The sequence below is a fragment of the Pseudarthrobacter sp. HLT1-3 genome (assembly GCF_059383535.1).
Map to the genome: position 1 here is coordinate 123,247 of NZ_JBWZCJ010000004.1, position 26,967 is coordinate 150,213.

General features: G+C 67.4%; 26 protein-coding genes. 21 read left to right on the forward strand and 5 right to left on the reverse strand.

Translation table 11 applies throughout. The annotated features are described in order from the left end of the window. The first annotated feature begins 122 nt into the window (after positions 1–122). The 8 genes from AC50X9_RS05230 to AC50X9_RS05265 all read left to right on the forward strand — a co-directional run bounded on the left by AC50X9_RS05230 (position 123) and on the right by AC50X9_RS05265 (position 6,421). Positions 123–425, forward strand: a complete 303-nt coding sequence (locus AC50X9_RS05230; protein WP_494891003.1) for an urease subunit gamma — start codon at positions 123–125, stop codon at positions 423–425. A 10-nt stretch (positions 426–435) separates the two neighbouring features. Then, positions 436–780 carry an urease subunit beta gene (locus AC50X9_RS05235; protein ID WP_494891005.1) on the forward strand — a complete coding sequence of 115 codons (345 nt, stop codon included), beginning with the start codon at positions 436–438 and terminating at the stop codon, positions 778–780. After that, entirely contained in the window at positions 777–2,561 is a 1,785-nt protein-coding gene (gene ureC, locus AC50X9_RS05240; RefSeq protein ID WP_494891007.1) for an urease subunit alpha, read from the forward strand. The genes AC50X9_RS05235 and ureC overlap by 4 nt, the downstream gene beginning before the upstream one ends. A 33-nt stretch (positions 2,562–2,594) precedes the next feature. After that, on the forward strand, positions 2,595–3,077 hold the full coding sequence (gene ureE / locus AC50X9_RS05245; protein ID WP_494891009.1) for an urease accessory protein UreE: 483 nt from the start codon (positions 2,595–2,597) through the stop codon (positions 3,075–3,077). Next, positions 3,058–3,747 (forward strand): urease accessory protein UreF, encoded by a 690-nt coding sequence (locus AC50X9_RS05250; protein ID WP_494891011.1) that lies wholly within the window; start codon positions 3,058–3,060, stop codon positions 3,745–3,747. The genes ureE and AC50X9_RS05250 overlap by 20 nt, the downstream gene beginning before the upstream one ends. A 33-nt stretch (positions 3,748–3,780) precedes the next feature. Then, positions 3,781–4,398: an urease accessory protein UreG gene (gene ureG, locus AC50X9_RS05255; RefSeq protein WP_494891013.1), complete on the forward strand. Its 618-nt coding sequence runs from the start codon at positions 3,781–3,783 to the stop codon at positions 4,396–4,398. 140 nt (positions 4,399–4,538) lie between these two features. Beyond that, the gene (locus AC50X9_RS05260) at positions 4,539–5,369 is read left to right on the forward strand and encodes an urease accessory protein UreD (RefSeq protein WP_494891232.1); all 831 of its coding nucleotides are present in this window, start codon (positions 4,539–4,541) and stop codon (positions 5,367–5,369) included. An 8-nt stretch (positions 5,370–5,377) separates the two neighbouring features. Then, entirely contained in the window at positions 5,378–6,421 is a 1,044-nt protein-coding gene (locus tag AC50X9_RS05265) for a HoxN/HupN/NixA family nickel/cobalt transporter (protein ID WP_494891015.1), read from the forward strand. A 25-nt stretch (positions 6,422–6,446) separates the two neighbouring features. On the opposite strand, the gene AC50X9_RS05270 is transcribed toward AC50X9_RS05265, so the two are convergent. Further along, the gene (locus AC50X9_RS05270; RefSeq protein WP_494891017.1) at positions 6,447–6,920 is read right to left on the reverse strand and encodes a hypothetical protein; all 474 of its coding nucleotides are present in this window, start codon (positions 6,918–6,920) and stop codon (positions 6,447–6,449) included. A gap of 122 nt (positions 6,921–7,042) precedes the next feature. On the opposite strand from AC50X9_RS05270, the gene AC50X9_RS05275 reads away from it, so the two are divergent. After that, the gene (locus tag AC50X9_RS05275) at positions 7,043–7,450 is read left to right on the forward strand and encodes a VOC family protein (protein WP_494891019.1); all 408 of its coding nucleotides are present in this window, start codon (positions 7,043–7,045) and stop codon (positions 7,448–7,450) included. A gap of 182 nt (positions 7,451–7,632) precedes the next feature. Here the strand turns inward: AC50X9_RS05275 and AC50X9_RS05280 are convergent, their stop codons facing one another. Next, on the reverse strand, positions 7,633–8,364 hold the full coding sequence (locus AC50X9_RS05280; protein ID WP_494891021.1) for a GntR family transcriptional regulator: 732 nt from the start codon (positions 8,362–8,364) through the stop codon (positions 7,633–7,635). A gap of 107 nt (positions 8,365–8,471) precedes the next feature. On the opposite strand from AC50X9_RS05280, the gene AC50X9_RS05285 reads away from it, so the two are divergent. The 4 genes from AC50X9_RS05285 to AC50X9_RS05300 all read left to right on the forward strand — a co-directional run bounded on the left by AC50X9_RS05285 (position 8,472) and on the right by AC50X9_RS05300 (position 14,207). Next, a complete protein-coding gene (locus AC50X9_RS05285; protein ID WP_494891023.1) occupies positions 8,472–9,230 on the forward strand; it encodes a LamB/YcsF family protein in 759 nt (252 codons plus the stop codon). Between the two features lie 142 nt (positions 9,231–9,372). Continuing rightward, the gene (locus AC50X9_RS05290) at positions 9,373–10,710 is read left to right on the forward strand and encodes an MFS transporter (protein ID WP_494891025.1); all 1,338 of its coding nucleotides are present in this window, start codon (positions 9,373–9,375) and stop codon (positions 10,708–10,710) included. A 45-nt stretch (positions 10,711–10,755) separates the two neighbouring features. Then, positions 10,756–12,447 carry a 5-oxoprolinase subunit B/C family protein gene (locus tag AC50X9_RS05295; RefSeq protein WP_494891027.1) on the forward strand — a complete coding sequence of 564 codons (1,692 nt, stop codon included), beginning with the start codon at positions 10,756–10,758 and terminating at the stop codon, positions 12,445–12,447. Further along, on the forward strand, positions 12,447–14,207 hold the full coding sequence (locus AC50X9_RS05300) for an acetyl/propionyl/methylcrotonyl-CoA carboxylase subunit alpha (RefSeq protein WP_494891029.1): 1,761 nt from the start codon (positions 12,447–12,449) through the stop codon (positions 14,205–14,207). Before AC50X9_RS05295 ends, AC50X9_RS05300 begins: the two co-directional genes overlap by 1 nt. 105 nt (positions 14,208–14,312) lie before the next feature. Here the strand turns inward: AC50X9_RS05300 and AC50X9_RS05305 are convergent, their stop codons facing one another. Continuing rightward, complete coding sequence (locus tag AC50X9_RS05305; protein WP_494891031.1) at positions 14,313–15,032, reverse strand: SDR family NAD(P)-dependent oxidoreductase; 720 nt, start codon at positions 15,030–15,032, stop codon at positions 14,313–14,315. 372 nt (positions 15,033–15,404) lie between these two features. Here AC50X9_RS05305 and AC50X9_RS05310 point away from each other — a divergent pair, with 372 nt between their 5' ends. Then, complete coding sequence (locus tag AC50X9_RS05310; protein WP_494891033.1) at positions 15,405–16,541, forward strand: acyl-CoA dehydrogenase family protein; 1,137 nt, start codon at positions 15,405–15,407, stop codon at positions 16,539–16,541. A 9-nt stretch (positions 16,542–16,550) separates the two neighbouring features. On the opposite strand, the gene AC50X9_RS05315 is transcribed toward AC50X9_RS05310, so the two are convergent. Further along, a complete protein-coding gene (locus AC50X9_RS05315) occupies positions 16,551–17,426 on the reverse strand; it encodes a helix-turn-helix transcriptional regulator (RefSeq protein WP_494891035.1) in 876 nt (291 codons plus the stop codon). A gap of 190 nt (positions 17,427–17,616) precedes the next feature. Between AC50X9_RS05315 and AC50X9_RS05320 the strand changes: the two genes are divergently transcribed. Further along, the gene (locus AC50X9_RS05320; RefSeq protein ID WP_494891037.1) at positions 17,617–18,660 is read left to right on the forward strand and encodes an NAD(P)-dependent alcohol dehydrogenase; all 1,044 of its coding nucleotides are present in this window, start codon (positions 17,617–17,619) and stop codon (positions 18,658–18,660) included. A 160-nt stretch (positions 18,661–18,820) separates the two neighbouring features. Here the strand turns inward: AC50X9_RS05320 and AC50X9_RS05325 are convergent, their stop codons facing one another. Beyond that, the gene (locus AC50X9_RS05325) at positions 18,821–19,867 is read right to left on the reverse strand and encodes a hypothetical protein (protein WP_494891039.1); all 1,047 of its coding nucleotides are present in this window, start codon (positions 19,865–19,867) and stop codon (positions 18,821–18,823) included. 306 nt (positions 19,868–20,173) lie between these two features. Between AC50X9_RS05325 and AC50X9_RS05330 the strand changes: the two genes are divergently transcribed. From AC50X9_RS05330 to AC50X9_RS05355, 6 genes are all read left to right on the forward strand, one after another. Then, on the forward strand, positions 20,174–20,860 hold the full coding sequence (locus AC50X9_RS05330) for an HD domain-containing protein (protein WP_494891040.1): 687 nt from the start codon (positions 20,174–20,176) through the stop codon (positions 20,858–20,860). Between the two features lie 60 nt (positions 20,861–20,920). Further along, positions 20,921–22,186, forward strand: coding sequence for a 3-hydroxyacyl-CoA dehydrogenase family protein (locus AC50X9_RS05335; protein WP_494891042.1), 1,266 nt, complete (start codon positions 20,921–20,923; stop codon positions 22,184–22,186). Between the two features lie 75 nt (positions 22,187–22,261). Beyond that, positions 22,262–23,452 carry an acyl-CoA dehydrogenase family protein gene (locus tag AC50X9_RS05340; RefSeq protein ID WP_494891044.1) on the forward strand — a complete coding sequence of 397 codons (1,191 nt, stop codon included), beginning with the start codon at positions 22,262–22,264 and terminating at the stop codon, positions 23,450–23,452. Positions 23,453–23,462: 10 nt separating this feature from the next. After that, a complete protein-coding gene (locus tag AC50X9_RS05345) occupies positions 23,463–25,094 on the forward strand; it encodes an AMP-binding protein (RefSeq protein WP_494891046.1) in 1,632 nt (543 codons plus the stop codon). Next, positions 25,091–26,290: an acetyl-CoA C-acetyltransferase gene (locus tag AC50X9_RS05350; protein ID WP_494891048.1), complete on the forward strand. Its 1,200-nt coding sequence runs from the start codon at positions 25,091–25,093 to the stop codon at positions 26,288–26,290. The genes AC50X9_RS05345 and AC50X9_RS05350 overlap by 4 nt, the downstream gene beginning before the upstream one ends. Continuing rightward, on the forward strand, positions 26,274–26,957 hold the full coding sequence (locus AC50X9_RS05355; RefSeq protein WP_494891050.1) for a TetR/AcrR family transcriptional regulator: 684 nt from the start codon (positions 26,274–26,276) through the stop codon (positions 26,955–26,957). Before AC50X9_RS05350 ends, AC50X9_RS05355 begins: the two co-directional genes overlap by 17 nt. The last annotated feature ends 10 nt before the right edge of the window (positions 26,958–26,967 follow it).

The following is a 26,967-nucleotide window of genomic DNA, read 5'->3' on the forward strand; positions in this document are numbered from 1 at the left end:
TCGGCCGCCGCCGGCACCGCACATTGTGACGCCGGTAACATGCAGGAAACGTTCCCCGTCTACGCTGGCAACACCGCGGCGCCGCCAGGCCCGCGAACGCCCGGTGATGAAGGGATTCCGTCATGCATCTTCTGCCCCGTGAGCAGGAAAAGCTCATGATCGTGGTCGCGGCCGACCTCGCCCGCCGCCGCCAGTCGCGCGGGCTCAAACTGAACTTCCCGGAGGCAGTGGCCATCATCAGCTATGAACTGGTCGAGGGCGCCCGGGACGGCAGGACCGTCGCGGAGCTGATGAGCTACGGCACCACGCTGCTCCGCCGCGACGACGTGATGGAGGGCGTGCCGGAGATGATCCACGACGTCCAGATCGAAGCCACGTTCCCGGACGGCACCAAGCTCGTCACCGTCCACGATCCGATCCGTTAAGGCAGCTGAGATGATTCCCGGAGAATACGTCCTCAGCCCCCGTCCCGTCCTGCTCAACGCGGGCCGTGACGCGATCGACGTCGTCGTGACCAACACCGGCGACCGGCCCGTGCAGGTGGGCTCACACTTCCACTTCGCCGAAGCGAACGCCGCCCTGACATTCGACCGGCAGTCCGCCTACGGCCGGCGGCTGGACATCCCGGCGGGCACGGCGGCCCGGTTCGAGCCGGGGGACAGCAGGACGGTCCGGCTGATCGAACTCGCCGGCCGGCGCGAGGTCTACGGCCTCAGCAACGCGGTCAACGGAACGCTTGGCCCGAATACGCTGGCCCCGGTTAAAGGAGCAGGCACATGAGCTTCGAACTGTCCCGCAGGCAATATGCGGACCTGTACGGCCCGACGACGGGCGACGCCATCCGCCTCGCCGACACCGAACTGTTCCTCGAAATCGAGAAGGACCTCACCGTCTACGGCGAGGAAGTGGTGTTCGGCGGCGGCAAGGTGATCCGCGACGGCATGGGTCAGAACGGCCAGGCCACCAGGGACGGGGACGGCAGTACTGGTTTCGGCGGTGTCGGTTCCGGCGGCGGAGTTCCCGACACCGTGATCACCAACGTGGTGGTGCTGGACTACACCGGGATCTACAAGGCCGACGTCGCGCTCCGCGACGGGCACATTTTCCGGATCGGCAAAGCCGGGAACCCGCAGATCACCGACGGGGTGGACATCGTGATCGGCGCCAGCACCGAGATCATCGCCGGCGAGCGGAAAATCCTGACCGCCGGCGGTGTGGACTCCCACATCCACTTCATCTCCCCGGACCAGGTCCCCGCCGCCCTGTGCAGCGGCGTGACCACGATGATCGGCGGCGGCACCGGGCCGGCCGAGGGCACCAAGGCCACCACCGTCACCCCCGGCAAATGGCACATCCAGCGGATGCTGCAGGCCGCCGAAGGTCTCCCGATCAACATCGGCCTGTTCGGCAAGGGCCACGCGTCCGCCGTCGAGCCCCTTGCCGAGCAGATCCGCGCCGGCGCGATCGGGCTCAAAGTCCATGAGGACTGGGGCGCCACAACCTCTTCAATCGACACGTCGCTGCGGGTGGCGGACCAGTTCGACGTCCAGGTGGCCATCCACACCGACACCCTGAACGAGTGCGGCTTCGTGGAGGACACCATCCGGGCCATCGACGGCCGCGTGATCCACACCTTCCACACCGAGGGCGCCGGCGGCGGGCACGCCCCGGACATCATCAAGATCGCCGGGCTGCCCAACGTCCTGCCGGCCTCCACCAACCCCACCCTGCCGTACACCCGCAACACGCTCGAAGAGCATCTGGACATGCTCATGGTCTGCCACCACCTGAACCCGGACATCCCGGAGGACGTGGCATTCGCGGACTCCCGCATCCGCGCCGAGACCATCGCCGCCGAGGACGTGCTGCAGGACCTGGGGATCTTCGCGATCACCTCCTCGGACTCGCAGGCCATGGGTCGGGTGGGCGAGGTCATCATCCGCACCTGGCAGGTCGCCGACAAGATGAAGCGGCAGCGCGGCGTGCTCAAGGACCCGGGGGGAGGTGTGCATGGCGCCGCCTCCGGCCGGGGCGCGGACAGCGACAACTTCCGGCTGAAACGCTACGTGGCGAAATACACCATCAACCCGGCCATCGCGCAGGGCATGGCCGACTCGATCGGCTCGGTGGAGGTCGGAAAGTTCGCCGACCTGGTGCTCTGGGACCCGGCGTTCTTCGGGGTGAAGCCGGAGCTGGTGCTGAAGGGCGGGCAGATCGCCTACGCGCTGATGGGCGACGCCAACGCCTCCATCCCCACCCCGCAGCCGCGCACCATGCGGCCGATGTTCGCCGCCTACGGCAAGGCCCTGCAGCAGTCCTCCATCACCTTCCTGTCCCAGGCCGCGATCGACGCCGGGGTCCCGGCGGAGCTCGGACTGCAGAAGGTCATCCGGCCGGTGTCCGGCATCCGCAGCCTCACGAAGGCGGACCTGAAATACAACGGCGCCACCCCGAAGATCGAGGTGGATCCGGAAACGTACCGGGTGAGCGTCGACGGCGAGGATGTCACCTGCGAGCCGTCCGACGTGCTGCCGATGGCGCAGCGCTACTTCCTTTTCTAGGCACCAAATTTCTAGGCACCAAAGGAGACGACCATGATCATCGACAAGGTCCTCGGCAACACCCACGACCTGCCGCCCGGTCCGGACCCGTACCTCGGGCTGCACCGGGAAAAGGTGGTGCTCCCCAGCGCCCAGCTGGTCAAGCGCATCCAGCGGGTCACCACCGACCACGGCCAGGAACTCGGCATCCGGCTGCCCGCCGGCTCCGGGGACCTGCGCGACGGCGACATCCTGCACGTGGCCGCGGCCAACATGATTGTGGTCTCCGTGCTGCCCACCGACGTCCTCGTGATCGCCCCGCGCACCATCCACGAAATGGGCGTGGTGGCGCACGCCCTCGGCAACCGGCACCTGCAGGCCCAGTTCTTCGATGCCGCCTCCGAATACCGGGCCGAGGTCATGGTCTGCCAGTACGACCACACCGTCGAGGACTACCTCAAAAACGTCGGAGCGCCCTACGCCCGCCAGGAGCGCGTGCTGCCCGTCCCCTTCCGCCATGCCGAACACGCCCACTAGCCCCGCCTCCTACCAGCTGGCCTTGCAGCAGCTGACGGATTCTGCGCTACCGACCGGGGCGTTTGCGCACTCGCTGGGCTTTGAAACGTACATTGACCGCGGGCTGGTGCGGGACGAGGAGTCGTTTGGCGTGTGGCTGTCCGCCTTCGTGTCCCAGCAGCTCACCTACTCGGACGCCCTGGCCATCCGGTTCCTGTACGAGGGCGTTCCCGCCGCTGAACTGGACGCGCTGCTGACCGCCCAGCTGCTGCCCCGGCAGTTGCGCGAGGCCAGCATCAAAATGGGTGGCCGGCTGCTCGAGATCGGCGCCGAGATCTTCCCGTCCGCCGGGCTCGCGGACTACCGGGAACTGGTGGGCTCCGGCCGGGCGGCCGGCCACCAGCCGCTCGCGTTCGCCGTCGTCGCACGCTCCCTGGCGGTCCCGCTGCCGGAGGCCCTCGCCGCGTATCTGTTCGCGGCGGTTACGGCGTTGACGCAGAACGCCGTCCGGGCCATCCCGCTGGGGCAGAACGCCGGGCAGCGGCTGCTGCGGCAGGCGGCCGACGACGTCGCTGCCGCGGTTGCGCGGGCCGGCAGCCTCGACCGGTCCGACTTCGGTGCCGTCAGCCCCGGCCTGGAGATTTCGCAGATGCGGCACGAGCGCCAGCGTGCCCGCATGTTCATGAGCTAACCAAGCCCACGAGAAATATGTCTGGAGAAGAATATGTCTGAACCCATCAAAATTGGCATCGGCGGCCCGGTGGGTGCCGGGAAGACCCAGCTTGTCGAGCGCCTCACCCGCCACATGAGCGGGGAAATCTCCATGGCCGCCATCACCAACGACATCTACACGATCGAGGACGCCAGGATCCTGGCGGCCAACAGCATTCTCCCGATCGACCGGATCATCGGCGTGGAAACCGGCGGCTGCCCGCACACCGCCATCCGCGAGGACACGTCCATGAACACGGCCGCCATCGAGGAGCTCAAGAAGCGGCACCCGGACCTGCAGGTGATCTTCGTGGAATCCGGCGGGGACAACCTCTCCGCGACGTTCAGCCCCGAACTGGTGGACTTCTCGATCTACATCATCGACGTCGCCCAGGGCGAGAAGATCCCGCGCAAAGCCGGCCAGGGCATGATCAAGGCCGACCTCTTCATCATCAACAAGACGGACCTCGCCCCGCACGTCGGCGCCGATCTGGCAGTGATGGAGCGGGACTCCAAGGAATTCCGCGGCGACAAGCCGTTCTGCTTCACCAACCTCAGGACCGACGAGGGGCTGGAGCGCGTTATCGAGTGGATGCGGCGGGATGTCCTGATGCTCGACCTGGCACCATGAGCACGACGGCAATTATCTCCCCTGCTGGTGCTGAAGCCGCTCGCGGCGCTTCGCCGGATATAGAGGGCCGTGCCCGCTCCGCGGTGCCCGCCACGCCGCGGCCCTCTATATCCGACTCCGCTGCTGCTGTCGTCGCACCCATGGGGGAACTCGCCTTGCGCATCGACGTGCGAGGCGGACGCTCTGTAGCGTCGCATCAGTACCATCGCGGCGCGTTGCGGGTTTTGCGGGGGCATTACTTGGATGACTCGGGGCAGGTTTGTTATGTGGTGGTGAATCCTGGCGGGGCTTATTTGGGGGCGGATCTCTATGTCATCGACGTGGAGGTGGCCGAGGGGGCGAAGCTGCTGCTCACGACCCAGTCGGCCACCAAGATCTACCGGACGCCGGACTCGTTTGCCGAGCAGCGGATGCGGCTCCGGCTGGGGGCCGGCGCGCAGCTGGAGCTCGCCCCGGACCAGCTGATCGCCTACCGCAAGGCCAGCTACCGGCAGAACACGCACATCACCATGCACCCGACGTCGAGCCTCGTGATGTCCGAGGTAATCACCCCCGGCTGGTCACCTGACGGGGCTTCATTCCGGTACGAAGAACTGCGGCTCAGGACCGAAATCGGGATCGAATCCGAAGCGGGGAGGCGACTGCTGGCTCTGGACAATGTGCTGATCCGGCCGCCGCTGCACGACGTCACCGGGATGGGGTTCATGGAGGGCTTCAGCCACGTGGGATCGCTGATCGTGGTGGATGCGTGGGTTGACCAGGCCCTCGCGGACGAATTTCACGTTCTGACCGACGCGCACGATGCCTATACAGGGATCTCGCTGACTGCCACAGTTGCCGGCATCCGCGGACTTGTCCTCCGCTCCCTTTCGAACAGCACCGGAGAACTCAATCGGCTCCTGGGCGCCTGCAGTGCCCTTCTCCGGAAGCGGTGGCACGGCACGGAGCCGCTGGACCTCAGGAAATACTGATAAGCACCTTGGCCGACTATGCAGCGCTCTACCATCAGCGCGAGCAGCTCCCGCTGCGGACCCGGCTGGGTGTCACCTTCGGTGCCGTCGTGGCCCTGCACGTTGCCGCCGTCGGGTTCCTCTTCGCCGGATTGGTGACGGCCGGAGAGCCGCTGGCCATTGGCCTGGTGCTGACCGCTTACGGCGCCGGCGTCAAGCACAGCTACGACTGGGACCACCTTGCCGCGATCGACAATTCAACCCGCAAATTTGTGGCCCAACGCAAGGACCCGGTAAGCGTCGGCTTCGCCTTCAGCCTGGGCCACAGCTCGGTGGTGATCCTGGCCGGGGTCTTGGTGGTGGGCGGCGCGGGGATGGTGGGCCACTTGATGGCGGACGGCACGACCGGAAACCTCGCGCTGGGCCTGGTCGGCAGCGGCGTTTCGGGGATCTTCCTGCTCGCCATCGGGCTGTTCAATGGATCCGCCTTTGTCCGGGCGGCGCAGGTTTACCGGAGCGTGCGGGCCGGAGGGCAGGTGCAGGACAAGGATCTCGAGGCCACGGGCCTGATGGCCCGGCTGCTGGCGAAACCCCTGTCCGGGGTCCGGCGGCCGCGGAACATCTACGTGATCGGGTTCCTTTTCGGGCTGGGCTTCGACACCGCCACCACGATCGGGCTGCTGGTCATGGCGGCGGCGGCATCCCTGGCCGGGGTCTCCCCGCTTGCCCTGCTGGCGCTGCCGCTGGCGTTCACCGCGGCCATGACGCTGTGCGACACCACCAACGGGGTCGCCATGATGCGGATGTACAGCTCCGCCCTGCACCGGCCCCACCGAAAGCTGGGGTTCAACGCGGTTATCACCGGCATCTCGGCCGTGTCGGCTCTGTTCATTTCGGTCATCACCCTCGGCGGGTTCTTCCACGCCGCCTTCGGCCTCGAGGATCCCGTGACCAGCTGGCTGGGCGGGGTAGATCTGGGCGAAGCCGGGCTGCTGCTGGCCGCGTCGCTGCTGACCGTCTGGGGCGCCGCGGCGCTGCGTGGCGGGCTGCCCGCCTCACGTCGGGCGAACTAGCCAGCCGGCGTCGCCGGGCTGCCCCTTAGGCTCCGGCCGCGCCGGTGGAAACTCCGCTTAGGGCGTCGATGTAATCCAGCGTTTTGGGACTGACATGCCGCACAGCCGCAAGGGCCTCCCGGACAACAGTTCTCCTGGCCTGGTCACCAAGTGCGCCTCGGAGGTCCGATATCGTCTCGATGCCAAGACGCTCAAACACGGCGGTGATGTCCTCTACCTGGGCAAGCCGGCCGGGCGAGGGCCAGTCGATAACTTCCGAGAGTTTGCCAGTATCCAAGTGCCGGCGGAATCCGCTGGTCGTGGCGGCATCCGGCCATGCCTCAACTAGGGCGACCACGCGGGGCTTGACGGTCTCGTGGTAGTTCTGCCGCCGCTGCAACGTCGCATCAACAATGATGGCCCCGATGTGGTCCCAACCGCGGCTCTCATCCTTGGGCCGGTCGGTGCCCTGCGGCTCCACGAACTCCGGAAGGTTGGCATCATCATTGTTGATAGTCATAAGTGAATACTTCCATGTGCCGGTCGTGTGCGCCCGATCGCGTCAGCAGCGGCCGGAGCCCCGGGCGATGGCATAGTTGCTGCATCCGGACGGAAAGCGAGCCAATGTCCTATTCATTCCAAGTGACCTTTGACTGCCACGACCTCGAGACGATGACAAGGTTTTGGGCGGTGGCCCTCAGCTGCAGCCGACAGGAGCCGCCGGAGGGATTTTCCAGCTGGGCCGCATTTGCCACGGTCCAAGGCATCCCCGAGGAGCATTGGCGCGGCGCTGTCATTGACCCTACCGGCAAGGGCCCTCGACTGTTCTTCCAACCGGTTCCCGAGGGGAAGACGGCGAAGAACCGAGTGCACCTGGACATCAATGTAAGCGAGGGTGCCGATTCCAACGCTGATGGTCGCCAGCTGGCCCTCGAGCACGCTGGACGCTGCGTTGAAGCCGGAGCCACGCTCGCCGGGGTGTTCGACGCCGAAGGCGGCTGGCACATGGCGATGCTGGACCCTGAGGGGAACGAGTTCTGCATCCAGTGACCGCCGCGTGGGGGGGTAACAATGACGCGGGAAGTGTTCAACGACTCGCGAAAGTCCTGTCGACACCGGAATCCGGGCGCGGCGGGATTTTGCCGCCACGCAGGACAGAAAGCGTGTCGCGGGAGTGGGTGCGCGCGGCAGGCGTGTCTCCAGGCGTGCTGTTCCGTTGTCTGTCCGGGCGTTCAGTCGCCGTGGACCGCGCTCTGCTTCTCTTCCGAGCGGTCCAGATAGGCCAGCAGCAGGTCACCGGCACGGTCCAGGTCGCCGGACTCGAGTGTCCGGCAGATCTCCTCGTTGTCGTCGAGGTAGCTGCCGTAGAAATGCGCATCGACGGTGGCCTTGTGGAAGAACAGCCGCATCTCGGCCAGTACCTGGGCCATCATTGTGTTCAGCCGGCGGCTCTCGGCCAGCGCCACGATGGCGCCATGGAAATGCTGGTTGGCGCTGCCCAGGGCTTCCTCGTCGTCCGCCGCCGCAGCGGCCCGGCCTTCCTCCACTGCGGCGCGCACGGCCGCGACCCGTTCGGGGCTTCCGCCGCCCCGGATGGCGCTCACTTCAATGAACCGGCGCACCGTATAAACGTCATGGATGTCGCCGGGACCGAGGCTTGCGACGAACACTCCCCGGTTGGGCTGACGGACCACCAGCCGCTCGGCGGCGAGCTCGGCGAACGCCTCGCGCACGGTATTGCGCGAGACGCCCAGCTCCTCGGAGATGGTGGATTCTGTCAGCCGCGCGCCCGGCAGCAGCAGACCTTCCGCCAGCTGCAGCCGCAGTTCCGCCGCCACCCGGTCCGCGACCGAGGGGATGGCAACCCGCAACCGGGCCGCCGCACCGAGGGACGCGCCGGAGCCTGCCAGGCTTGAGCCGGTCGAGCCGGAAATTCCATGTAATCCTGCTTGCGAGCTGGTCATACCTGAAAATTTACACGATCGTCACATCGTGGAATCGATGAATTGTTGAACAATCCGTAGATTTGAGGCATCCTAGATGAGGGGCATCAATGAGACGAGGATCACAAATGGCAACCATCGATCTGAACAGCGACGTAGGAGAGTCCTACGGACGCTGGACCCTGGGAGACGACAGCGCGATGTTCCGCTCCGTTTCCAGCGCCAACGTTGCCTGCGGATTCCACGCCGGCGACCCCAGCGTGATCCGTAAGACCTGCCGCGAGGCCGTGGCCGCCGGCGTCGTGATCGGCGCCCATGTCGGCTACCGCGACCTCGCCGGCTTTGGCCGCCGCTTCCTGGACATCGACCCGATCGAACTCGCGGACGACGTCGTGTACCAGATCGGCGCGCTGCAGGCCCTGGCCGCTGCGGAAGGCGGCAAGGTCACCTATGTGAAACCGCACGGCGGCCTCTACAACGCGATCGTGGCGCACACGGCGCAGGCGAGGGCCGTCGTCGACGCCGTAAAGTCCGTCGATCCGAACCTGCCCATCCTGGGCCTGCCGGGCTCGGAGGTGCTCCGCCTGGCCGAAGCCGCCGGGCTCCGCGCCGTGGCCGAAGCGTTCGCCGACCGGGCCTACAACCCGGACGGCACCCTCGTGTCCCGCACGCTGCCCGGCGCCGTCTTGCATGACCACGCTGCGGTCACTGAGCATGTCCTCCGGATGGCCTCGGATTCCGCCATCCGCGCGATCGACGGGTCTATCCTGAAGATCCGCGCAGAAAGCATCTGCGTGCACGGCGACTCCCCGGGAGCCGTCAACATGGCCGCCGCAGTCCGCGCGGCCCTCACCGCCGCCGGCATCAGCACGGCCGCGTTCGTCTGACCCCTTCGTCAGACCCTTTTCGGCCTGCCCATCCCGCAGGCCGTTCGTAAAAAGCACAGCATTCCCGGCGCCGCGTCATCCACCCGGCGCAGCTATCCCACCCGCAACAGCACAGGCAGCACCCGCACCCTGGAGGAAAACCATGACCGCACCGCACCAGGCCACCCCGGCCGCCAGCAAGAGGAAGCTGCCGCCGGGCGCCCTCAAGGCCTACGTCGCGAGCCTCACCGGCACGTCGCTTGAGTACTACGACTTCGCGATCTACTCCGTGGCCTCGGCCCTGGTGTTCCCGAAGATCTTCTTCCCGGGCAACGACGAATTCGTCGGCCTGCTGCTCTCCTTCTCCGCCTTTGCGGTGGGCTACCTGGCCCGCCCCATCGGCGGCGTGATCTTCGGACGGCTCGGCGACAAAATCGGCCGCAAGCACGTCCTCGTCGTCACCCTGATGCTGATCGGCGTCGCCACCGTATTGATCGGTGCGCTGCCGGACTACTCGGTGATCGGCGTCGCGGCCCCCATCATCCTGGTGCTGCTGCGCCTGGCCCAGGGCATCGGCGTCGGCGGCGAATGGGGCGGGGCCGTCCTGCTCTCCAGCGAATTCGGGGACGCCCACAAGCGCGGCTTCTGGTCCTCCGCCGCCCAGATCGGCCCGCCGGCCGGCAACCTGATGGCCAACGGCGTCCTCGCGCTGCTCGCTGCGACCCTCAGCAACGAAGCCTTCCTCTCCTGGGGCTGGCGCGTCGCCTTCCTCGCGTCCGCCCTGCTGGTGGTCTTCGGCCTGCTGATCCGGCTCAAGCTCGAGGAAACACCCGTGTTCAAGGCCATCCAGGCCCACGGCGAGCAGCCCAAGGCCCCGATCAAGGAGGTCTTCACCAAGGAACCGCGCGCCCTGGTCGCCGCCGCCCTGTCCCGCGTCTGCCCCGACGTGCTCTACGCCCTCTTCACCGTCTTTGTGGCCGTTTACGCCACCAAGGCGCTGGGCATGACCACCGGCAACGTCCTCTCTGCCATCCTGATCGGCTCCGCGGTCCAGCTGTTCCTGATCCCCGCCGCCGGCGCCCTCACGGACCGCTTCAACCGCCGCCTCGTTTATGGCATCGCCGCCCTCGGCACCGCACTCTATATCCCGGTGTTCTTCTGGATGATCCAGGGCAAGTCCGTCGCCATGCTGACCGTCGGCGTCGTGATCGGTCTGGCCTTCCACGCCTTTATGTACGGCCCGCAGGCCGCCTACATCACCGAGCAGTTCCCGGCCCGGCTGCGCTACGCCGGCAGCTCGCTGGCCTACACCCTGGCCGGTGTGGTCGGCGGCGCCGTCGCACCGCTGATCTTCACCGCCCTCTACGGCGCCACCGGCAACTGGTACCTGATCGCCGGCTACCTCGCCCTCGCCTCGGTCGTGACCATCGTCGGGCTGGCCCTGGGCCGGAACCCGCAGACCAAGGAAGAGGAGCGCCTCCTGCAGGAAGCCCACGCCTAAGCCGCGCGGATCCACCCGAAGCACCCACGACGATGAAGGCAGCTGATGATTGAGACAGCGGGGGAAACCCTGGCAGGACAGAAGGTCCGCTCCGTGCGGGCGGTGGGAACCCGCGCGGTCCTCGCCGAGCTCTCCGCCACCCAGGACGTGCTGGCACTGCAGGCACTGCTCCTCGAAAACCCGCTGCCGGGCCAGCAGGACGTGCTCGCCGCAGCCGAGACCGTGCTGGTCACGGCCGACTCGCCGGCGGCGGCACGGCGGATCGCCGCGCAGCTGCTCCAGCTCGACCTCACCGCGCCCGTCCAGCGGGACGGCGAGCTGGTCGTCATCGACGCCGTGTACGACGGCGCGGACCTCACCGAGGTGGGGGAGCTGACCGGCCTCGGGACCGAGGGCGTAATCGCCGCCCACACCGGGCAGATCTGGACCGTGGCCTTCGCCGGCTTCGCCCCCGGCTTCGGCTACATGGTGGGGCAGAACCAGGACCTCGCAGTGCCGCGGCGCAGCTCGCCGCGCACCGCCGTCCCCGCCGGTTCGGTGGCGCTGGCCGGGAACCACTCGGCCGTCTACCCGCGCCGCTCGCCCGGCGGCTGGCAGCTGATCGGCCGCACCGGCGCCCGGATGTGGGACCTGGACCGGGAGCAGCCAGCGCTGGCAGCCCCCGGCCACCGGGTGCAGTTCCGCGCGGTCCGCGAGGTCGTGGCGCTTGCGCCGGAACAGCCGGCCCAGCAGCCCGCTGTGACGTCGGGACTGCGGGTCGTTTCGCCGGGTCTGCAGAGCCTGGTCCAGGACCTGGGCCGGCACGGCCACTCCGGCCTGGGCGTGTCCGCCGCCGGAGCGCTGGACCGGGCCTCGCTGCGCCGGGCCAACCGCCTCGTCGGGAACGCGCCGTCGGCCGCCGCGGTGGAGACCGTCGCCGGCGGGCTTTCGGTGCAGGCTGTCGGGGACCAGGTCCTCGCCGTCGCCGGGGCGCCCGCGGAGCTGACTATCGTCTCGCCGTCCAACACCGAGGACGACGGCGGCGGCCCGGCCCGGCGGACTGTCCCGATTTCAACCCCCTTCGCGCTGCTCGACGGCGAAACCCTGACCCTCGGTTCCCCGCAGACCGGGTTCCGCAGCTACCTCGCCGTCCGCGGCGGCGTGGACACCGCCCCGGTGCTCGGCAGCCGCTCCACCGACACCATGTCCGGGATCGGCCCCGCCCCGCTGGCCGTCGGCCACCTCCTCGCCGCCGGCGGGGAGGCCGAATCCGGCGTCGTCGGGCACCCCGAACTGCAGCCGGACTTCCCGGGCGCCGGCGTCACGGTGCTCGACGTCGTCCCCGGCCCGCGCGCCGACTGGTTCGACGCCGCGGCGCTGGCCTCCTTCGCCGGCCAGGACTGGGACGTGGCCCCGCAGTCCAACCGGGTCGGCATGCGCCTGCAGGGAACTGCGCTGCAGCGCACCCGCCAGGGCGAACTCGCCAGCGAGGGCACCGTTGCCGGCGCCCTGCAGGTCCCGCCGGAAGGGCTCCCCGTGCTCTTCCTGGCCGACCACCCGATCACCGGCGGCTACCCGGTAATCGCCGTGGTGGTCGACTCCCAGCTGGACCGGGCCGCCCAGATCCCGATCGGCGGCAGAATCCGCTTCCGCTGGGTCCCGGCCGATATCGACGCAACCATCCCCACGGGAGCAGCGACCCCCGAATCCGCGAGCACCCCCGAACACGCCACCCCCGAAGAAGAAGCGAGCAACTGATGCGCAAGGTCCTGATCGCCAACCGCGGTGAAATCGCCGTCCGGATCGCCCGGGCCTGCGACGACGCACAGCTGGCCTCGGTCGCCGTGTACGCCGACATCGACGCCGACGCCCTGCACGTCTCCGCCGCGGACGAGGCCTACGCCCTGGGTGGCAACTCGCCCGCCGACACCTACCTGAACATCCCGAAGCTCCTCGCCGCCGCCGCGGAATCCGGCGCGGACGCCCTCCACCCGGGCTACGGCTTCCTCTCCGAGAACGCCGAGTTCGCCCAGGCCGTCCTTGACGCCGGCCTGACCTGGATCGGGCCCACGCCGGACGCCATCCGGCTGCTCGGCAACAAGATCACCGCCCGTGAAACCGCCGTCCTGGCCGGCGCCCCGCTCGTCGCCGGCAGCGACGGCCCGGTGGAGTCCGCGGCCGAGGCGCGCGCCTTCGCCGAACAGCACGGGCTGCCGATCGCCATCAAGGCCGCCTTCGGCGGCGGCGGCCGCGGCATGAAGGTGGTCCGCGCCCTGGATGAGGTTGAGGAAGCCTTCGACTCCGCTGTCCGCGAGGCCGTCGCCGCATTCGGCCGCGGTGACTGCTTCGTGGAGCGCTACCTCGACCGGCCGCGGCACGTCGAGGCGCAGGTCCTCGCGGACCAGCACGGCAACGTCGTCGTCGTCGGAACCCGCGACTGCTCGCTGCAGCGCCGGCACCAGAAACTCGTGGAGGAAGCGCCCGCACCGTTCCTCAGCGCCGAGCAGACCCGCCAGATCTACGACGCCGCCAAGGCCGTCTGCCGCGCAGCCGGCTACTCCGGCGCCGGCACGGTGGAATTCCTGGTCGCCGCGGACGGCACCGTGGCGTTCCTCGAGGTGAACACCCGGCTGCAGGTGGAGCACCCCATCACCGAGGAAACCACCGGAATCGACCTGGTCCAGGAGCAGTTCCGCATCGCCGCGGGCGAGCCGTTGCGCCTCACGGAAGACCCCGCGCCACGCGGGCACGCTTTCGAATTCCGGCTCAACGCCGAGGATGTGGGACGCGGCTTCCTGCCCTCGCCCGGCACCGTCGACGAATTCCGCGGCGCGACCGGCCCGGGCGTCCGGCTCGACACCGGAGTCCGGTCCGGCTCCTTCGTCCCGCCGCAGTTCGACTCGCTGCTGGCCAAACTGATCGTCACTGGCGCGGACCGGCAGCAGGCGCTGCGCCGCGCCCGCCGCGCCCTCGCCGAGATCAGCATCACCGGCGTCGCCACGGTGCTTCCGTTCCACCGGGCCGTGGTGGAGTCCCCGGACTTCACCTCCGAAACCGGCCTCGGCATCCACACCCGCTGGATCGAAACGGACTTCGCGGACAGTATCTCCATCTCCGCCGATCCTGCCTACAGCACAACCATGCCCGACGGCGAACGCCGCACCATCACGGTCGAGGTGGACGGCCGCCGGATGGCCGTCGGGCTGCCGGCGGACCTGCTGGACGGCTGGGCGCGTTCGGGCGGGGTCCTCCCCGCGGGGGTGTCCGTAGAGGGGGCGTCCGACGGCGGAGCTGCCGCCGCTGACCCGGGGGAGCTGCGCGCCGACATGGCCGGGACCGTGGTGAAGTGGCTCGTCGAACCGGGCGCCGAAGTCTCGGCCGGGGACGCCGTCGTCGTGCTGGAGGCGATGAAGATGGAAACCCAGGTGTCCGCGCACCGCGGCGGGACCGTGACGGGCCTGCGCGCGGAGGCCGGCGCCGTCGTTATTGCGGGAGCGGTGCTGGGCCTGATCGGGTAGTCACCGAGGGCTCCCACTGCTGCGGCCGCCGCCCGCGCGGGTCCCGGGAAACGACGTGCGCCCCCTCGGCTGGAGGGGGCGCACTCGGATGCTGCCGGTTTCGGGTCAGACGGCCGTATAGCCACCGTCGATCGGAATGGTCGCGCCGGTGATGAACTTCGCCTTGTCGCTCGCGAGGAAGGTAATGAGGTCGGCGACTTCCTGCGCCTCGCCGACGCGACCGGCCGGGTGCAGCTTTGCATACTGCTCGAGGGTCGGCTCGTCGATGAGCGGCGTGCGGATGACGCCCGGGGCCACCGCGTTCACACGGATGCCCTCCTTCGCGTACATCGTCCCAGCGGAGCGGGTCATGTTCACGACGCCGCCCTTCGAGGCCGAGTAAGCGATGTTGTTCGAGACGGCCACGAGGCCGAACATCGACGCGAGGTTGACAACGACGCCACCGCCGCCCTGTTTGAGGAGCTGCTCGATGACGTACTTGTTGGTGTAGAACACGCCCGAGTAGTCGATGCCGTTGGTGCGCTCCCAGTTCTCGACGGTCGAGGTGACGACGTCGCCCTCGCCGCCGACACCCGCCGAGGCGACGGCAATGTCAAGGCTGCCGAATTCCTCGACCGTCTTTGCGACGGCGGCTTCAACGCTCTCGGCCTTTGAGACGTCGCCCTGGACAAACTTCGCGCCGATCTCGTCGGCGACTTCCTGCGACTTGGGGTTTAAGTCGAAGATCATGACCTTCGCACCTTCGGCGATGAAGGTCTTTGCGGTGGCGAGACCGAGCCCCGATCCGCCGCCGGTGATGAATGCGACCTTGTTCTCGAGCTGCATGAGTCAGTCCAATCTGTGAGCAATTTGCGGGCACGGTCCTGTCGGTGTTCCGCAATACGCGTTTATATGTGTATGCATCTAGTTTGGCACTAATGCTTGAAAAGTCAACTAAAAGTGTGGCGCCTCACGTCTTGTCAGTCAGCCCGGGCGAGCCGCTTCCCGGTCGTGATCTACTTCGTCTGCTTCGTGGTCGCATCCTTGGCGCTCTTGCTCACCCCCGGCGCGCTGCGCAACTTGAGCCATCAAGCAGCGGGGGACCGGGGCCACGTCGGGTCCGTAGGGGGTTCGGGAGGAAAATATAGTAGGAAGTCCTAGTAATTATTGGCCAGTCGTACTACATTGGGTCAAAATCTACGCTTCGGAGGACTGGGTATGTTTGAACTCAACGAGGACCAGCAGTCGCTGGTTGCGATGGTGCGGGACTTCGCCAACGGGGCTCTGGCGCCGAACGCCGCGAAATGGGACGAGACCAAACACTTCCCGGTGGACGTGCTGCGCGAAGCCGGCGCCCTGGGTATGGGCGGCATCTACGTCCAGGAGCAGTTCGGCGGCTCCGGGCTCACGCGCAGCGATGCGGTGCTGATCTTCGAGGAACTGGCCAAGGCCGATCCGACGATTGCCGCCTACATCTCCATCCACAACATGGTGGTCTGGATGATCGACTCGTTCGGCAACGATGAACAGCGCGCCCAGTGGGTCCCGCAGTTGGCCTCGATGGAAGCGCTGGGCAGCTACTGCCTTACCGAACCGGGCGCCGGCTCCGACGCTGCCGCGCTGAGCACCAAGGCAGTGCGCGACGGCGAAGACTACGTGCTCAACGGCGTCAAACAGTTCATCTCCGGTGCGGGATCATCCAGTTTCTACATCGTGATGGCCCGCACCGCCGACACCGGAAACCGCGGCATCACGGCCATCGTCGTCCCGGCGGAAACTCCGGGCCTATCGTTCGGTCCGAACGAGAAAAAGATGGGATGGAACGCCCAGCCGACCCGCCAGGTCATTTTCGACAATGTCCGGGTTCCCGTTGCCAACCGCCTCGGCGAGGAAGGCAGCGGATTTGGGATCGCGATGAAGGGGCTCAACGGAGGCCGCATCAACATGGGCGCCTGCTCCCTGGGCGGCGGTCAGACTGCCCTGGACAAGTCGGTGGCCTACCTCAAGGAACGCGAAGCGTTCGGCGGTCCGCTGATCAACCAGCAAGCACTGCTGTTCCAGCTGGCCGACATGGAAACCGAGCTAGTGACCGCCCGGACGCTTCTCTGGCGGGCAGCGGACGCGCTGGACCGCGGCGCGCCCGACGCCGTCAAGCTCTGCGCCATGGCTAAGCGGGTCGCCACGGATGCCGGGTTCAACGTCGCCAACAACGCGATCCAGCTCCACGGCGGCTACGGCTACCTCTCCGAGTACGGGCTGGAGAAGATCGCCCGGGACCTGCGGGTCCACCAGATCCTCGAAGGCAGCAACGAGATCATGCGCCTGATCATCGGCCGCATCGTGGCCGGCACCTAGCCATGGCCCTTAGCCTTGCTTCAGCGGGTGAGCCGACTCTTGCGTAGCGGCCCAGCTGGCCAGCAGCCGCACGGCGTCCTCGGTGGATGAACCGGGCTCAGCGGTGTAAACGAGCAGCGACAGCCCGGCGTCGGCCGATAGATCAAGGGCCTCATACATCAGGTGGAGGTCCCCGACCACGGGGTGCCGGAGGTGCTTGAGGCCGGAGTAGTGCAGGCGCACGTTGTGAGCCGCCCACCGGGTCCGGAACTCCTCGCTGCGGGTGGACAGTTCACCCACCAGGTCGGTCAGGCCCCGGTCGTAGGGGTCCCGGCCGGCCTCGGTGCGCAGGATCGCCACCGTGTCATTCGCGGCGCGCTCCCAGTCCGGATAAAACCCGAAGGAACGGTCGTCCAGGAAGATGAACCGGGCGTGGTTGGCGGGCCGGACCGGGCTGACGTACATCTCCGAGTACAGGGCGAAGCCGAGCCGGTTGGCGGCAAGGATGTCCATCCGGCCATTGCGCACAAACGCCGGGGCATTGGTGATCGCGTCAAGCATCAGTTGGACGCCCGCACGGACCGGCTGGGCCGTGGGCCGCCGGCGCTGCGGCTTGCGGCTGGTACTGGCGGCCCGGGCCAGATCGAACAGGTGCGCCTGCTCCGCCTCATCGAGCTGCAGTGCCCTCGCCAGGGCTTCCAGCACACCCTCGGACACGCCGGAGAGGTTTCCGCGTTCCAGCCGGGTGTAATACTCGACACTGACGCCCGCCAGCATCGCCACCTCCCCACGGCGCAGCCCGGGGACGCGGCGGTTCCCGCCGTAGACCGGCAGGCCCGCCTGTTCGGGGGTGATTTTCGCCCGCCGGGTGGCAAGGAAGTCCCGGGTCTCGCTCTGGTTGTCCATACCTCCAACGGTAGAGGGTGCGGGCTGGGGAGGGAGTCCCTGCCAGTACCCCTTTCAGCAGGGCCTCCCTCACGGGAACCTGAATGGTGTTTGATGGATAGTGCCCCCGATGACGTCCGGGCCGAAAGGCCGCACCTGACCGGTGCTACGCCGGGGCACCCCCCAAAAACCATCCACAAGCAGGAGATCCATGCTTACCGTTAATGCTTACGCCGCCACCTCCGCGACGGAACCACTGGTTCCCACCACGATCGAGCGACGGGACGTTGGCCCGAACGACGTCCTGATCGACATCAAGTTCGCCGGCATCTGCCACTCGGACATCCACACCGCCCGCGGCGACTGGGGACCGGCCAGCTACCCGCTGGTCCCGGGCCACGAAATCGCCGGCATCGTCGCCGAGGTCGGCTCGGCCGTCACCAAGCACTCCGTCGGCGACCGGGTCGGCGTCGGCTGCATGGTCAACTCGTGCCGCGAATGCGTGAACTGCCTGAAAGGCGAAGAGCAGTTCTGCGTCAAGGGCAACATCGGGACCTACGGTGTTGTCGACCGCGACGGGACCGTCACCCAAGGCGGATACTCCACGCATGTTGTGGTCACCGAGGACTTCGTAGTGCGGATTCCGGAGGCCCTGGAGCTCGACGTCGCGGCGCCGCTGCTCTGCGCCGGCATCACCACCTACTCCCCGCTGAACCACTGGGGCGCCGGCCCCGGCAAGAAGGTCGCCATCGTCGGCCTCGGCGGCCTCGGCCACGTCGCCGTCAAGATCGCGCACGCGATGGGCGCCGAGGTCACCGTGCTCTCGCAGTCGCTGAAGAAGCAGGAGGACGGCCTGCGCCTCGGCGCGGACCACTACTTCGCCACCAACGAGCCCTCCACGTTCGAACAGCTCGCCGGCTCCTTCGACCTGATCCTGAACACTGTCAGCGCGAAGATCGACCTGAACGCCTACCTGTCGCTGCTGGCCGTCGACGGCGCCATGGTCAACGTCGGCGCCCCGGCCGAGCCGCTCTCGCTCAACGTCTTCTCGCTGATTGGCGGACGCCGTTCCTTCGCCGGCTCGCTGATCGGCGGCATCCGGGAGACCCAGGAAATGCTGGACTTCTGCGCCAAGCACGAACTTGGCGCCGAAATCGAGGTCATCCCGGCCGGGAAGATCAACGACGCCTACGAGCGCGTGCTGGCCTCCGACGTGCGGTACCGCTTCGTGATTGACACCGCCACGCTGGGGTAGTCCAGACGCGGCGACAAGCATTCAGGGGAGGGGCCCGGCCGGTTTGAACCGGCCGGGCCCTTCCATATTCCGTTGCCCCGGCCTGGCGCCGCGGGCCGCCGGAACGGGCGCTTCGGTGTCGATATGCCCTAGGGTCACCCCCGCCGCCGGTCCGTTCAGGTCATTTCGTGAAGGGAACCTTCGTCCAGTCGAGCACTTCCCCAGTGGCCTCGCTGTTCGCTGCCACGGTGAACTTCACATAGTTGGTGGCATTGGCGGAGCCGTCAACGGTGATGCGTTGTAGGTCATCGGCGGCAGTGTCCTGGCCGTAGACCTGAAGCCAGGGTGAAGCGCCTCCCAAGGGCTTGTCCTCGGCGTAGACGTGGCTGTCGCCGTTGACCAGGTACACCGGGGCGTCGAAATTGTTGGTTTCCTGGACCAGGGTGTCGATGATTTCCCGGAAGCCGGACATGGCGGCCGGGTCCGCAGTGGCGGCGGCCAGCAGCGAGGGGTCGAACATGTCGGCCTGGGTCATGATTACCACGGCCCGGTCATTGCGCCGGGTTGCGTCGCTGAAGGTATTACGCAGCTGGTCGACGGCGGCGTCGATCCGGTGTTCGGCTTCAGCCTTCTGTTCCGGCGTGGTTTCGGTGCGGCCTAGCCCGGTCCAGGGCTGCAGCGAGTTGTTGCTGCCCTGGATATTTAGCACGGAGAAGGCCACCCGGTTGCGGGTGAAGCGGACGTTCTCGGGCAGGCCGAGAGCGTCTTGCGACTTGACCGGCATGGTCGCGCCGAGGGTCTTTCCGGAGGTCGGGAAGAAGACCTGTCGCAGTTTGTCCAGGCGTTCCAGGGGATTGTAGGCGCCGTTGTTTTCCCGGTGGCAGTCCACCCACTCGTTGTCGCCCGGACTGTAGACCAGGGGGTGCTCGAACGTGTCGAAAGCGGCACGGATCCCGGCGAAGTACTCATCAGTGCAGGCCGAGGAGCCGTTCTTGATGTCGCCGACGTGGGCCACGAAGTCGAGATCCCGATCGGCGTTGATGTCCCCGATCCGCGAGGGGAACAGTTCGGCTTCCCGCTGGCCGTAGGGGATGTCCCCGATCATGCCAAAGCTGAAGGATTCCTGCGCGGTCTCCTCGGGCGGGACAGGAGCTGCGTGGGCCGGCGCGAGTGTAGTGGCGGCCGTGAGCACGGCAAGGCCGGCGGCGGCAAAAATGCGAAATGTCATGGAGATCCTCCCGGGCTGAACAAAGTCAAGTGGTGAACGGTCCCTGTCAGTGTTGTGAGCACGGGTGAGCAGCAGGGGGCCGCCGAATGGCCCGCAGGTGAAACCCCGGGGGACCTCTGCAGTTCCATGCGGTGCTCGGAGAGACAGCGATGTGAAAACTTCGAAGGGCAGCGCGCAACGCTGGGGTAGTCCCGCGCGGCAAGGAGCCAGACCAGTGGGTCGGCCGGTCGACCGGCCGGCCCTTTCTGGTTCCGCTGGGCGGAAGGTTTTCTTGCCCGCGGCCGGTTCGGCGGGCACGCTGGCAGGATGACCAAACTGCAGCCCGACGCCAATTTTTCCGGCCTGGACATCTCCGCAGGGATCGAGGCGGAACCCGACGGCGTCATCGCCCTCGACCCGCAACTGGCGGCGATCTGGAATCTTGCGGCGCCGTATCTGAAGGTCCGCGACAACGACGCCCACACGCTCTACGCAGTCGGGCTGGCCCGGGCCCTGCTCGAGGCGCACCCGGCGGCGGACGCCGCCGTCGTCCTCCCCGCGATCATGCTGCACGACATCGGCTGGTCCCAGGTGCCGCCCGCGGAGGTCCTTCAGGCCATAGCGCCCGGCGGCGGAAGGCCGGATCTGGTGCTGCTGCACGAGAAGGAAGGCGCCAGGCTCGCCGCCGGGATCCTTGCCGAGGCCGGGTACGACGCCGGAAAGGTGCCTGCGATCCTGGACATCATCGATGGCCACGATTCCCGCCGCGAGGCGATCTCGATCGAGGACGCGATCGTCAAGGACGCGGACAAGACCTGGCGGCTCAGCCCGCACGGCATCGATACGGTGATGGACTGGTTCGGCCTGGACCGCGGCCAGGCACTCAGGCTGTGCAGCCAGCGAGTCCACGGGCATCTGTTTACGGCGGAGTCCCAGGCCGTGGCCCGGGCACTGTCCGCGCTGGAGTCCGTGACGCTGTGGCCGCAACGGCAGGCGCTGGCCGGCGGGGAGTAGCAATAGTCTGAAACTCAGTATCACTTGACGTGACACGCAGTTTCGCGATAAAACGGTCACATGGTTCCTGACAACGTCGTTGAAACTGCCACGCCCGCGGGGGCCGGCACAGCTGTCTCCCTCATCCCTGAGATGTCGCCCAGCGCGTACGGGGCGGCCCTTCTGGCCGCCGAACGCCAAACGCCGCAGGGCGTGCCCGGCGCGGACCCGAGACCTGTCCGCAGCGTTGGCGTCCTCGGCGCCGGGCTCATGGCCAGCCAGCTTGCTTTGCTCTTCGCCAAACAGCTTGGTGTCCCGGTCCTGATCACCGACCTGTCCCAGGAAAAGGTGGCCGGGGCACTTAGCTGGATCGCCGGACACCTGGACAAGCAGGTTCTGCGGAATCAGCTCACAGAGCCGGCCGCGCGGGAACTTGGCAGTCTGGTCCGCGGAACGGTGGATAAGCGCGAATACCGGAACTGCGACGTGGTCATTGAGGCCGTGTACGAGGAGCTGAGCGTCAAACGCGCCGTCTTCGCCGAGATAGAGCCCCTGCTCCGCGCTGATGCGCTGCTGCTGACCAACACTTCTTCGCTTTCCGTGGCAGCAATTGGTCAAGGCCTGGCCAATCCGGAACGCCTGGTGGGACTGCACTTCTTCAACCCGGTGGCTGTGCTGCCGCTGGTGGAAATCATCAGCACCGACGACAACGACGACGTCAGCGTCGCCACTGCCTGTTCGCTCGCCCGGCTGCTGGGCAAGACGGCCGTCCTGGTTACGGACACGCCGGGCTTTGTTGTGAACCGGATCCTGAGCCGGCTGTTCTGCGAACTTCTCCGGATCATTGACGACGGCGCCGATCTCCAACTGGCGGACCACGCCCTGGATCCGCTGGGCCTGCCCATGACGCCGCTGACCCTGCTGGGTTTCATCGGACCCGCCGTCCAGCTGCATATCTGCGAGACCATGCACGCCGCCTACCCGGACCGCTTTTACGTCAGCACCAGCCTCGCCGCCCTGGCAAAGGCGGGCCTGCGCGGCTATCTCGACAAGACGGGCACCCTGCTTCCCGAGGCGGCCGCCCTGTTGGCGGATGCCGACGTCGGCGCGGCGGCGCCCGATGCCGAGTCCATCAGGGCACGGATCCTGGACGCCCTGGCGGAGGAGGTGGGCCTGATGCTCGCCGAAAATGTGGTGGCCGGACCGGCGGAAGTGGATTTGTGCATGCTGCTCGGTGCCAACTTCCCGGCGCACCAGGGCGGCCTCACGCCGATGCTTGACCTCAGCGGCGCCTCCCGGCACGTGTGGGGACAGGAATTCCACCCCGGCACCGGATTCGCCCGATAGCCACAGACGCGGACCGTCCAAATGCCGCCTGCCGGCCCTCCTTCCCGCCCCCCTTTCCCTATCCCTCCGCTAAGGATGCAAGCCATGCCCGACTATGACGTCGCCGAACCCCTCGACACCGACTACTACTCCGTCTTCGCGAATATCCCCGCCGCCGACCGTGCAGTCTGGGACCGCGCCAGGGCCTTCACCGCGGAGGCCCTGCCGCAGATGAACGACTACTGGGAGCGCGCCGAGTTCCCTGCCCACCTGGCCAAGCGGATGGGCAGCCTGAACCTGCTGGCCGACGGCATTGACGTCGAAGGCCTGGACCTGATGTCGCCACTGGGCGCCGGACTGGTCAACATGGAAGTCTCCCGCGGGGACGGCTCGCTGGGTACCGTGATCGCGGTCCAGGGCGGGCTGGCAATGCGCTCGATCGCTCTGTTCGGTTCGGACGCGCAGCGCGCCACCTGGCTTGGCCCGCTGGGCCGGGGCGAAAAGCTCGGCGCCTTCGCCCTGACGGAACCCGACCACGGCTCGGATTCCGTGGCACTGGAAACCACCGCCACCCTCGACGGCGGGGAGTACGTCCTCAACGGCGAGAAGAAGTGGATCGGCAACGGCTCGGTGGGGGATGTCACCGTGGTCTGGGCCCGCGATGACGCCGGCGACGTCCGCGGCTTCCTGGTGGAGCAGGACCGCGAGGGGTACGAGGCCGAAACCATGACCGGGAAGGCGTCGCTCCGCGCCATCCACCAGGCCCGGATCAGGCTGAACAATGTCCGCATCCCGGAGGCCAATCTGCTCCCCGGCGTGCGTACGTTCAAGGACACCTCCAAGGTCCTGGTTGCCACCCGGCTGGGCGTCGCGTGGTCGGCCCTGGGCCACGCCACCGCTGTCTACGAAGCCGCGCTGAACTATGCCACGCAGCGGACCCAGTTCGGCAAGCCGCTGGCAAAGTTCCAGCTGGTCCAGGAACGGCTGACCTACATGCTCTCGGAGCTGACCAGCATGCAGCTGCATTGTTTCCACCTGGCGGGCCTTGATGCTGCCGGCCTGATGCGCCCCACCCAGGCCGCGATGGCCAAGTACCACAACACCCGCAAGGCCCGCGAGCTGGCCTCCATTGCCCGTGACATGCTGGGCGGCAACGGCATCCTTCTGGAAAACCACGTGGTCCGGCACCTGCTGGACATCGAATCCATCCATACCTATGAAGGCACGCAAAGCATTCAGACCCTATTGATCGGCCGCGATGTCACCGGACATAGCGCCTTCGCCTAAAGGACCCGCGATGACTGCAACCGAGCTTCCCAACGAAACTCCGCTGAGCCCCCTGCGGTTCCTCCAGCGCTCCGCCGAGGTCTTCGGACAGAGGACGGCGATCATCCACGGCGACCGCTCCTACACTTATGCTGAATTCGCCGCCGAAGCCCAACAGCTGGCCAAGGCGATCAGGAGCAAGATCCAGCCGGGGGACCGGGTAGCCTTCCTGTGTCCCAATGTGCCTGAACTGCTGATTGCCCACTACGCCGTTCCGCTCGCCGGGGGCGTCCTCGTGGCACTGAACACGCGGATGACCGCCCGGGAACTCCAGTACATCCTGGAGCATTCCGAAGCCAGGCTGCTGTTTGCCGATTCGGAACTGCTCGGCACCGTGGCGGGACTGGATCTTGGCCCGACCCAGCTGGCCGGCGTAATCGAAGTGCCCGACAGCACCATCCCCTATCCGGAGGTTCCGGCGGGGATCGGCGCCACCCTCTATGCGGATTTCCTCGCTGCGTCGGCTGGCCGGGAGACAGATCTCGCGTGGGGAGTCCAGGACGAACGCACTCCCATCACGCTGAACTACACCTCAGGGACAACGGGCAGGCCCAAGGGCGTGCTGTATTCACATCGCGGGGCTTACCTGAACTCCCTCGGGGAAACCATCCACAACCAGTTCACCGGCGACACCCGCTACCTGTGGACGCTTCCGATGTTCCACTGCAACGGCTGGTGCACGACGTGGGCCGTGACCGCCGTGGCGGGTGTCCACATCTGCCTGCGTGCCGTGCGCGAGGATGCAGTCTGGGACGCCATCGACACACTCGGCGTCACCAACCTCTGCGGCGCCCCCACGGTGTGCAGCATCATTGCCGAAGCGCCCCAGGCGCACCAGCTGACCGCGCTGCGGATCACGACGGCGGGCGCCCCGCCGTCGCCCGCCATCATCACTTCCCTGGACTCACTCGGGATCAGCGTGGTCCACGTCTACGGGTTGACCGAGGTGTACGGCCCCTACACCATCTGCGAGTACCAGTCCGAGTGGGATGAGCTGTCCCCGCAGGAGCGGGCCGTGAAGATCTCACGGCAAGGAGTGGGGATGCTGCAGGCCGAGACGGCGCGCATCGTGGACCTGGACATGCTCGACGTCCCGGCGGACGGCACCACACTGGGCGAAATCGTGCTGCGGGGCAACAACGTAATGCTCGGATATTTCAAGGATCCCGAGGCCACGGCCGAAGCCTTCGCCGGCGGCTGGTTCCACACCGGAGACCTCGGCGTGATGCATCCGGACGGCTACATCCAGCTCAAGGACCGGGCCAAGGACATCATCATCTCCGGCGGAGAGAACATCTCCACCATTGAGGTGGAGCAAGCCATCAGCAGCCACCCTGCAGTATTAAACGTCGCCGTGATCGGCGTCCCGCACGAGAAATGGGGCGAACGCCCGGTTGCCTTTGTCATCCGCAGCAACTCCACCCCGGTCACAGCCGAGGAAATCCGCTCGCACGTCCAGGGCCTGCTCTCCGGATTCAAGGTGCCGGACCGAGTCATCTTCCCCGACGAACTCCCGCACAACTCCACCGGAAAAGTCCTGAAGTCCCAGCTCCGCGCCCTGGGCATCAGCGCCACGGCCCCCAGCCAGAAAGCCGCCAAATGAGCCAGCAGGACATCGTCATTGTGGGCGCGGCCCGCACGCCGCAGGGAAAACTGATGGGCCAACTCGCCGCCCTGAGCGCCGTGCAGCTTGGCGCTTCCGCCATCGCAGCGGCCCTGGAACGCTCCGGAATCGAACCGGCCGCCGTCGACGCCGTCATCCTGGGCCAGGTACTGACCGCCGGCGCGGGCCAGAACCCTGCACGCCAAAGCTCCGTGGCGGCAGGAATACCTCTCAAAACCCCCGCCGTCACGGTGAACAAGGTGTGCCTCTCCGGGTTGACGGCCATCATCGAAGGCGTCAGGCTGCTGCGGCTGGGCGAGGCGGACGTCGTCGTGGCCGGCGGCCAGGAATCCATGAGCCAGGCGCCGCACCTGCTGGCCCGCTCGCGCGCCGGTTACCTCTACGGCAATGTCACGGCCTTGGACTCAGCCAGCCACGATGGACTGACCGATGCCTTCGACGACGAGATCATGGGAATTGCCACAGACCGCGCCAACGGGGAACTTCAGGTTTCCCGCGCAGCGCAGGACCGGATCGCGGCACTGTCGCACCAGCGTGCGGCCGCGGCCCAGGCCGAAGGGCTGTTCGACGCCGAGATAGCCCCCGTTTCGGTGCCGCAGAAGCGCAGCTCACCCACGCTGGTCAGCACCGACGAGGGGGTCCGCCCCCAGACCACGCTGGAGGTGCTGGCCGGGCTGAAGCCCGCCTTCACAGCCACCGGCACCGTCACGGCCGGAAATGCCTCGCCGCTAAGCGACGGCGGTGCCGCCGTCGTGCTGGTGAGCCGCGCGTACGCCGAGACCAACGGACTCGAGGTGCTCGCCGTCGTCGGCCCCGCCGGGCAGATTGCCGGGCCCGACACGACGCTGCCCGACAAACCGGCGCAGGCCATCACCGCGGCACTGGCCCGCGCGGGCTGGACGCCCGCTGACCTCGACTTCGTGGAGATCAACGAGGCCTTCGCATCGGTGGTTGCACACTCCGCGGCCGACCTGGGTGTCGGTTTGGACAAGGTGAACGTCAACGGAGGCGCCATCGCCATCGGACATCCGATCGGCGCCTCCGGGGCGCGGCTCGTCGTCTCCGCCGTCCATGAGCTGGTCCGCCGCGGCAGCGGCAAAGCCGCCGTCGCACTCTGCGGCGGCGGGGGACAGGGCGATGCGCTGCTACTGTACCGGGATGGCATCAGTGGGTAATTTCCGTTCCGAGGTGGCCGAGGCCGCCCTGGACCTGTTCACCGGCAACGGCTACGACCCCACCAGCGTCGAGGAAATTGCCCAGGCCGCCGGGATCTCCCGGAGCACCTTCTTCCGCCAGTTCCGCGCCAAGGAAGACGTGATCTTTGCGGACCACGAGGCCTTGCTAGATGAGCTGGGCAGCTATCTGGCCCGGAGGCATCCCGATCCGTGGGAAGCGGTATGCCAGGCCGCGGCACTTGTCTTTGGAAGGTTTTCTGAACGCCGGGAAATAGCCCAGAAACGCTACCAAGTGGTGCAGGCGGTGCCCGCGCTCCGGGACCGGGAAACGATCATGGTGTCCCGCTACGAGCGCCTTTTTTCGGACTACCTCCGGCAGTCCCTCCCAAGCCTGGCGACACTTGACGCGATCCGGTTCGCCGCAGCTGTCACCGCCACGCACAACTACGTGCTGCGCGAAATGATGCTGGATTCCCCCCGCGGTTCCCTCCAGGACCTGAAAAACGAACTGCGGACAGTCCGCCGCATCTTCGGCGTACTGTCCCCGGCTGACACATCCGCCGCCCCCGCCAGCGATGACCTCGTCGTGGCCGTTTTCCCCCGATCCACCCCCACCGCCGAAGTGGCGCGCCGCATCCAGGACACGCTCGACGGGCGCTCCGCCTAGCTGGGACGTT

What these genes read in the sequence shown, in the direction of transcription:
- AC50X9_RS05295 (WP_494891027.1), top strand. Translation starts at nt 10,756, where the DNA reads ATGATTGAGACAGCGGGGGAAACCCTGGCAGGACAGAAGGTCCGCTCC.
- AC50X9_RS05345 (WP_494891046.1), top strand. Translation starts at nt 23,463, where the DNA reads ATGACTGCAACCGAGCTTCCCAACGAAACTCCGCTGAGCCCCCTGCGG.
- AC50X9_RS05310 (WP_494891033.1), top strand. Translation starts at nt 15,405, where the DNA reads ATGTTTGAACTCAACGAGGACCAGCAGTCGCTGGTTGCGATGGTGCGG.
- AC50X9_RS05305 (WP_494891031.1), bottom strand. Translation starts at nt 15,032, where the DNA reads ATGCAGCTCGAGAACAAGGTCGCATTCATCACCGGCGGCGGATCGGGG.
- AC50X9_RS05325 (WP_494891039.1), bottom strand. Translation starts at nt 19,867, where the DNA reads ATGACATTTCGCATTTTTGCCGCCGCCGGCCTTGCCGTGCTCACGGCC.
- AC50X9_RS05320 (WP_494891037.1), top strand. Translation starts at nt 17,617, where the DNA reads ATGCTTACCGTTAATGCTTACGCCGCCACCTCCGCGACGGAACCACTG.
- AC50X9_RS05260 (WP_494891232.1), top strand. Translation starts at nt 4,539, where the DNA reads ATGGGGGAACTCGCCTTGCGCATCGACGTGCGAGGCGGACGCTCTGTA.
- AC50X9_RS05285 (WP_494891023.1), top strand. Translation starts at nt 8,472, where the DNA reads ATGGCAACCATCGATCTGAACAGCGACGTAGGAGAGTCCTACGGACGC.
- ureC (WP_494891007.1), top strand. Translation starts at nt 777, where the DNA reads ATGAGCTTCGAACTGTCCCGCAGGCAATATGCGGACCTGTACGGCCCG.
- AC50X9_RS05340 (WP_494891044.1), top strand. Translation starts at nt 22,262, where the DNA reads ATGCAAGCCATGCCCGACTATGACGTCGCCGAACCCCTCGACACCGAC.
- AC50X9_RS05280 (WP_494891021.1), bottom strand. Translation starts at nt 8,364, where the DNA reads ATGACCAGCTCGCAAGCAGGATTACATGGAATTTCCGGCTCGACCGGC.
- AC50X9_RS05235 (WP_494891005.1), top strand. Translation starts at nt 436, where the DNA reads ATGATTCCCGGAGAATACGTCCTCAGCCCCCGTCCCGTCCTGCTCAAC.
- ureG (WP_494891013.1), top strand. Translation starts at nt 3,781, where the DNA reads ATGTCTGAACCCATCAAAATTGGCATCGGCGGCCCGGTGGGTGCCGGG.
- AC50X9_RS05355 (WP_494891050.1), top strand. Translation starts at nt 26,274, where the DNA reads ATGGCATCAGTGGGTAATTTCCGTTCCGAGGTGGCCGAGGCCGCCCTG.
- AC50X9_RS05250 (WP_494891011.1), top strand. Translation starts at nt 3,058, where the DNA reads ATGCCGAACACGCCCACTAGCCCCGCCTCCTACCAGCTGGCCTTGCAG.
- AC50X9_RS05335 (WP_494891042.1), top strand. Translation starts at nt 20,921, where the DNA reads ATGGTTCCTGACAACGTCGTTGAAACTGCCACGCCCGCGGGGGCCGGC.
- AC50X9_RS05270 (WP_494891017.1), bottom strand. Translation starts at nt 6,920, where the DNA reads ATGACTATCAACAATGATGATGCCAACCTTCCGGAGTTCGTGGAGCCG.
- AC50X9_RS05300 (WP_494891029.1), top strand. Translation starts at nt 12,447, where the DNA reads ATGCGCAAGGTCCTGATCGCCAACCGCGGTGAAATCGCCGTCCGGATC.
- AC50X9_RS05230 (WP_494891003.1), top strand. Translation starts at nt 123, where the DNA reads ATGCATCTTCTGCCCCGTGAGCAGGAAAAGCTCATGATCGTGGTCGCG.
- AC50X9_RS05315 (WP_494891035.1), bottom strand. Translation starts at nt 17,426, where the DNA reads ATGGACAACCAGAGCGAGACCCGGGACTTCCTTGCCACCCGGCGGGCG.
- AC50X9_RS05330 (WP_494891040.1), top strand. Translation starts at nt 20,174, where the DNA reads ATGACCAAACTGCAGCCCGACGCCAATTTTTCCGGCCTGGACATCTCC.
- AC50X9_RS05290 (WP_494891025.1), top strand. Translation starts at nt 9,373, where the DNA reads ATGACCGCACCGCACCAGGCCACCCCGGCCGCCAGCAAGAGGAAGCTG.
- ureE (WP_494891009.1), top strand. Translation starts at nt 2,595, where the DNA reads ATGATCATCGACAAGGTCCTCGGCAACACCCACGACCTGCCGCCCGGT.
- AC50X9_RS05350 (WP_494891048.1), top strand. Translation starts at nt 25,091, where the DNA reads ATGAGCCAGCAGGACATCGTCATTGTGGGCGCGGCCCGCACGCCGCAG.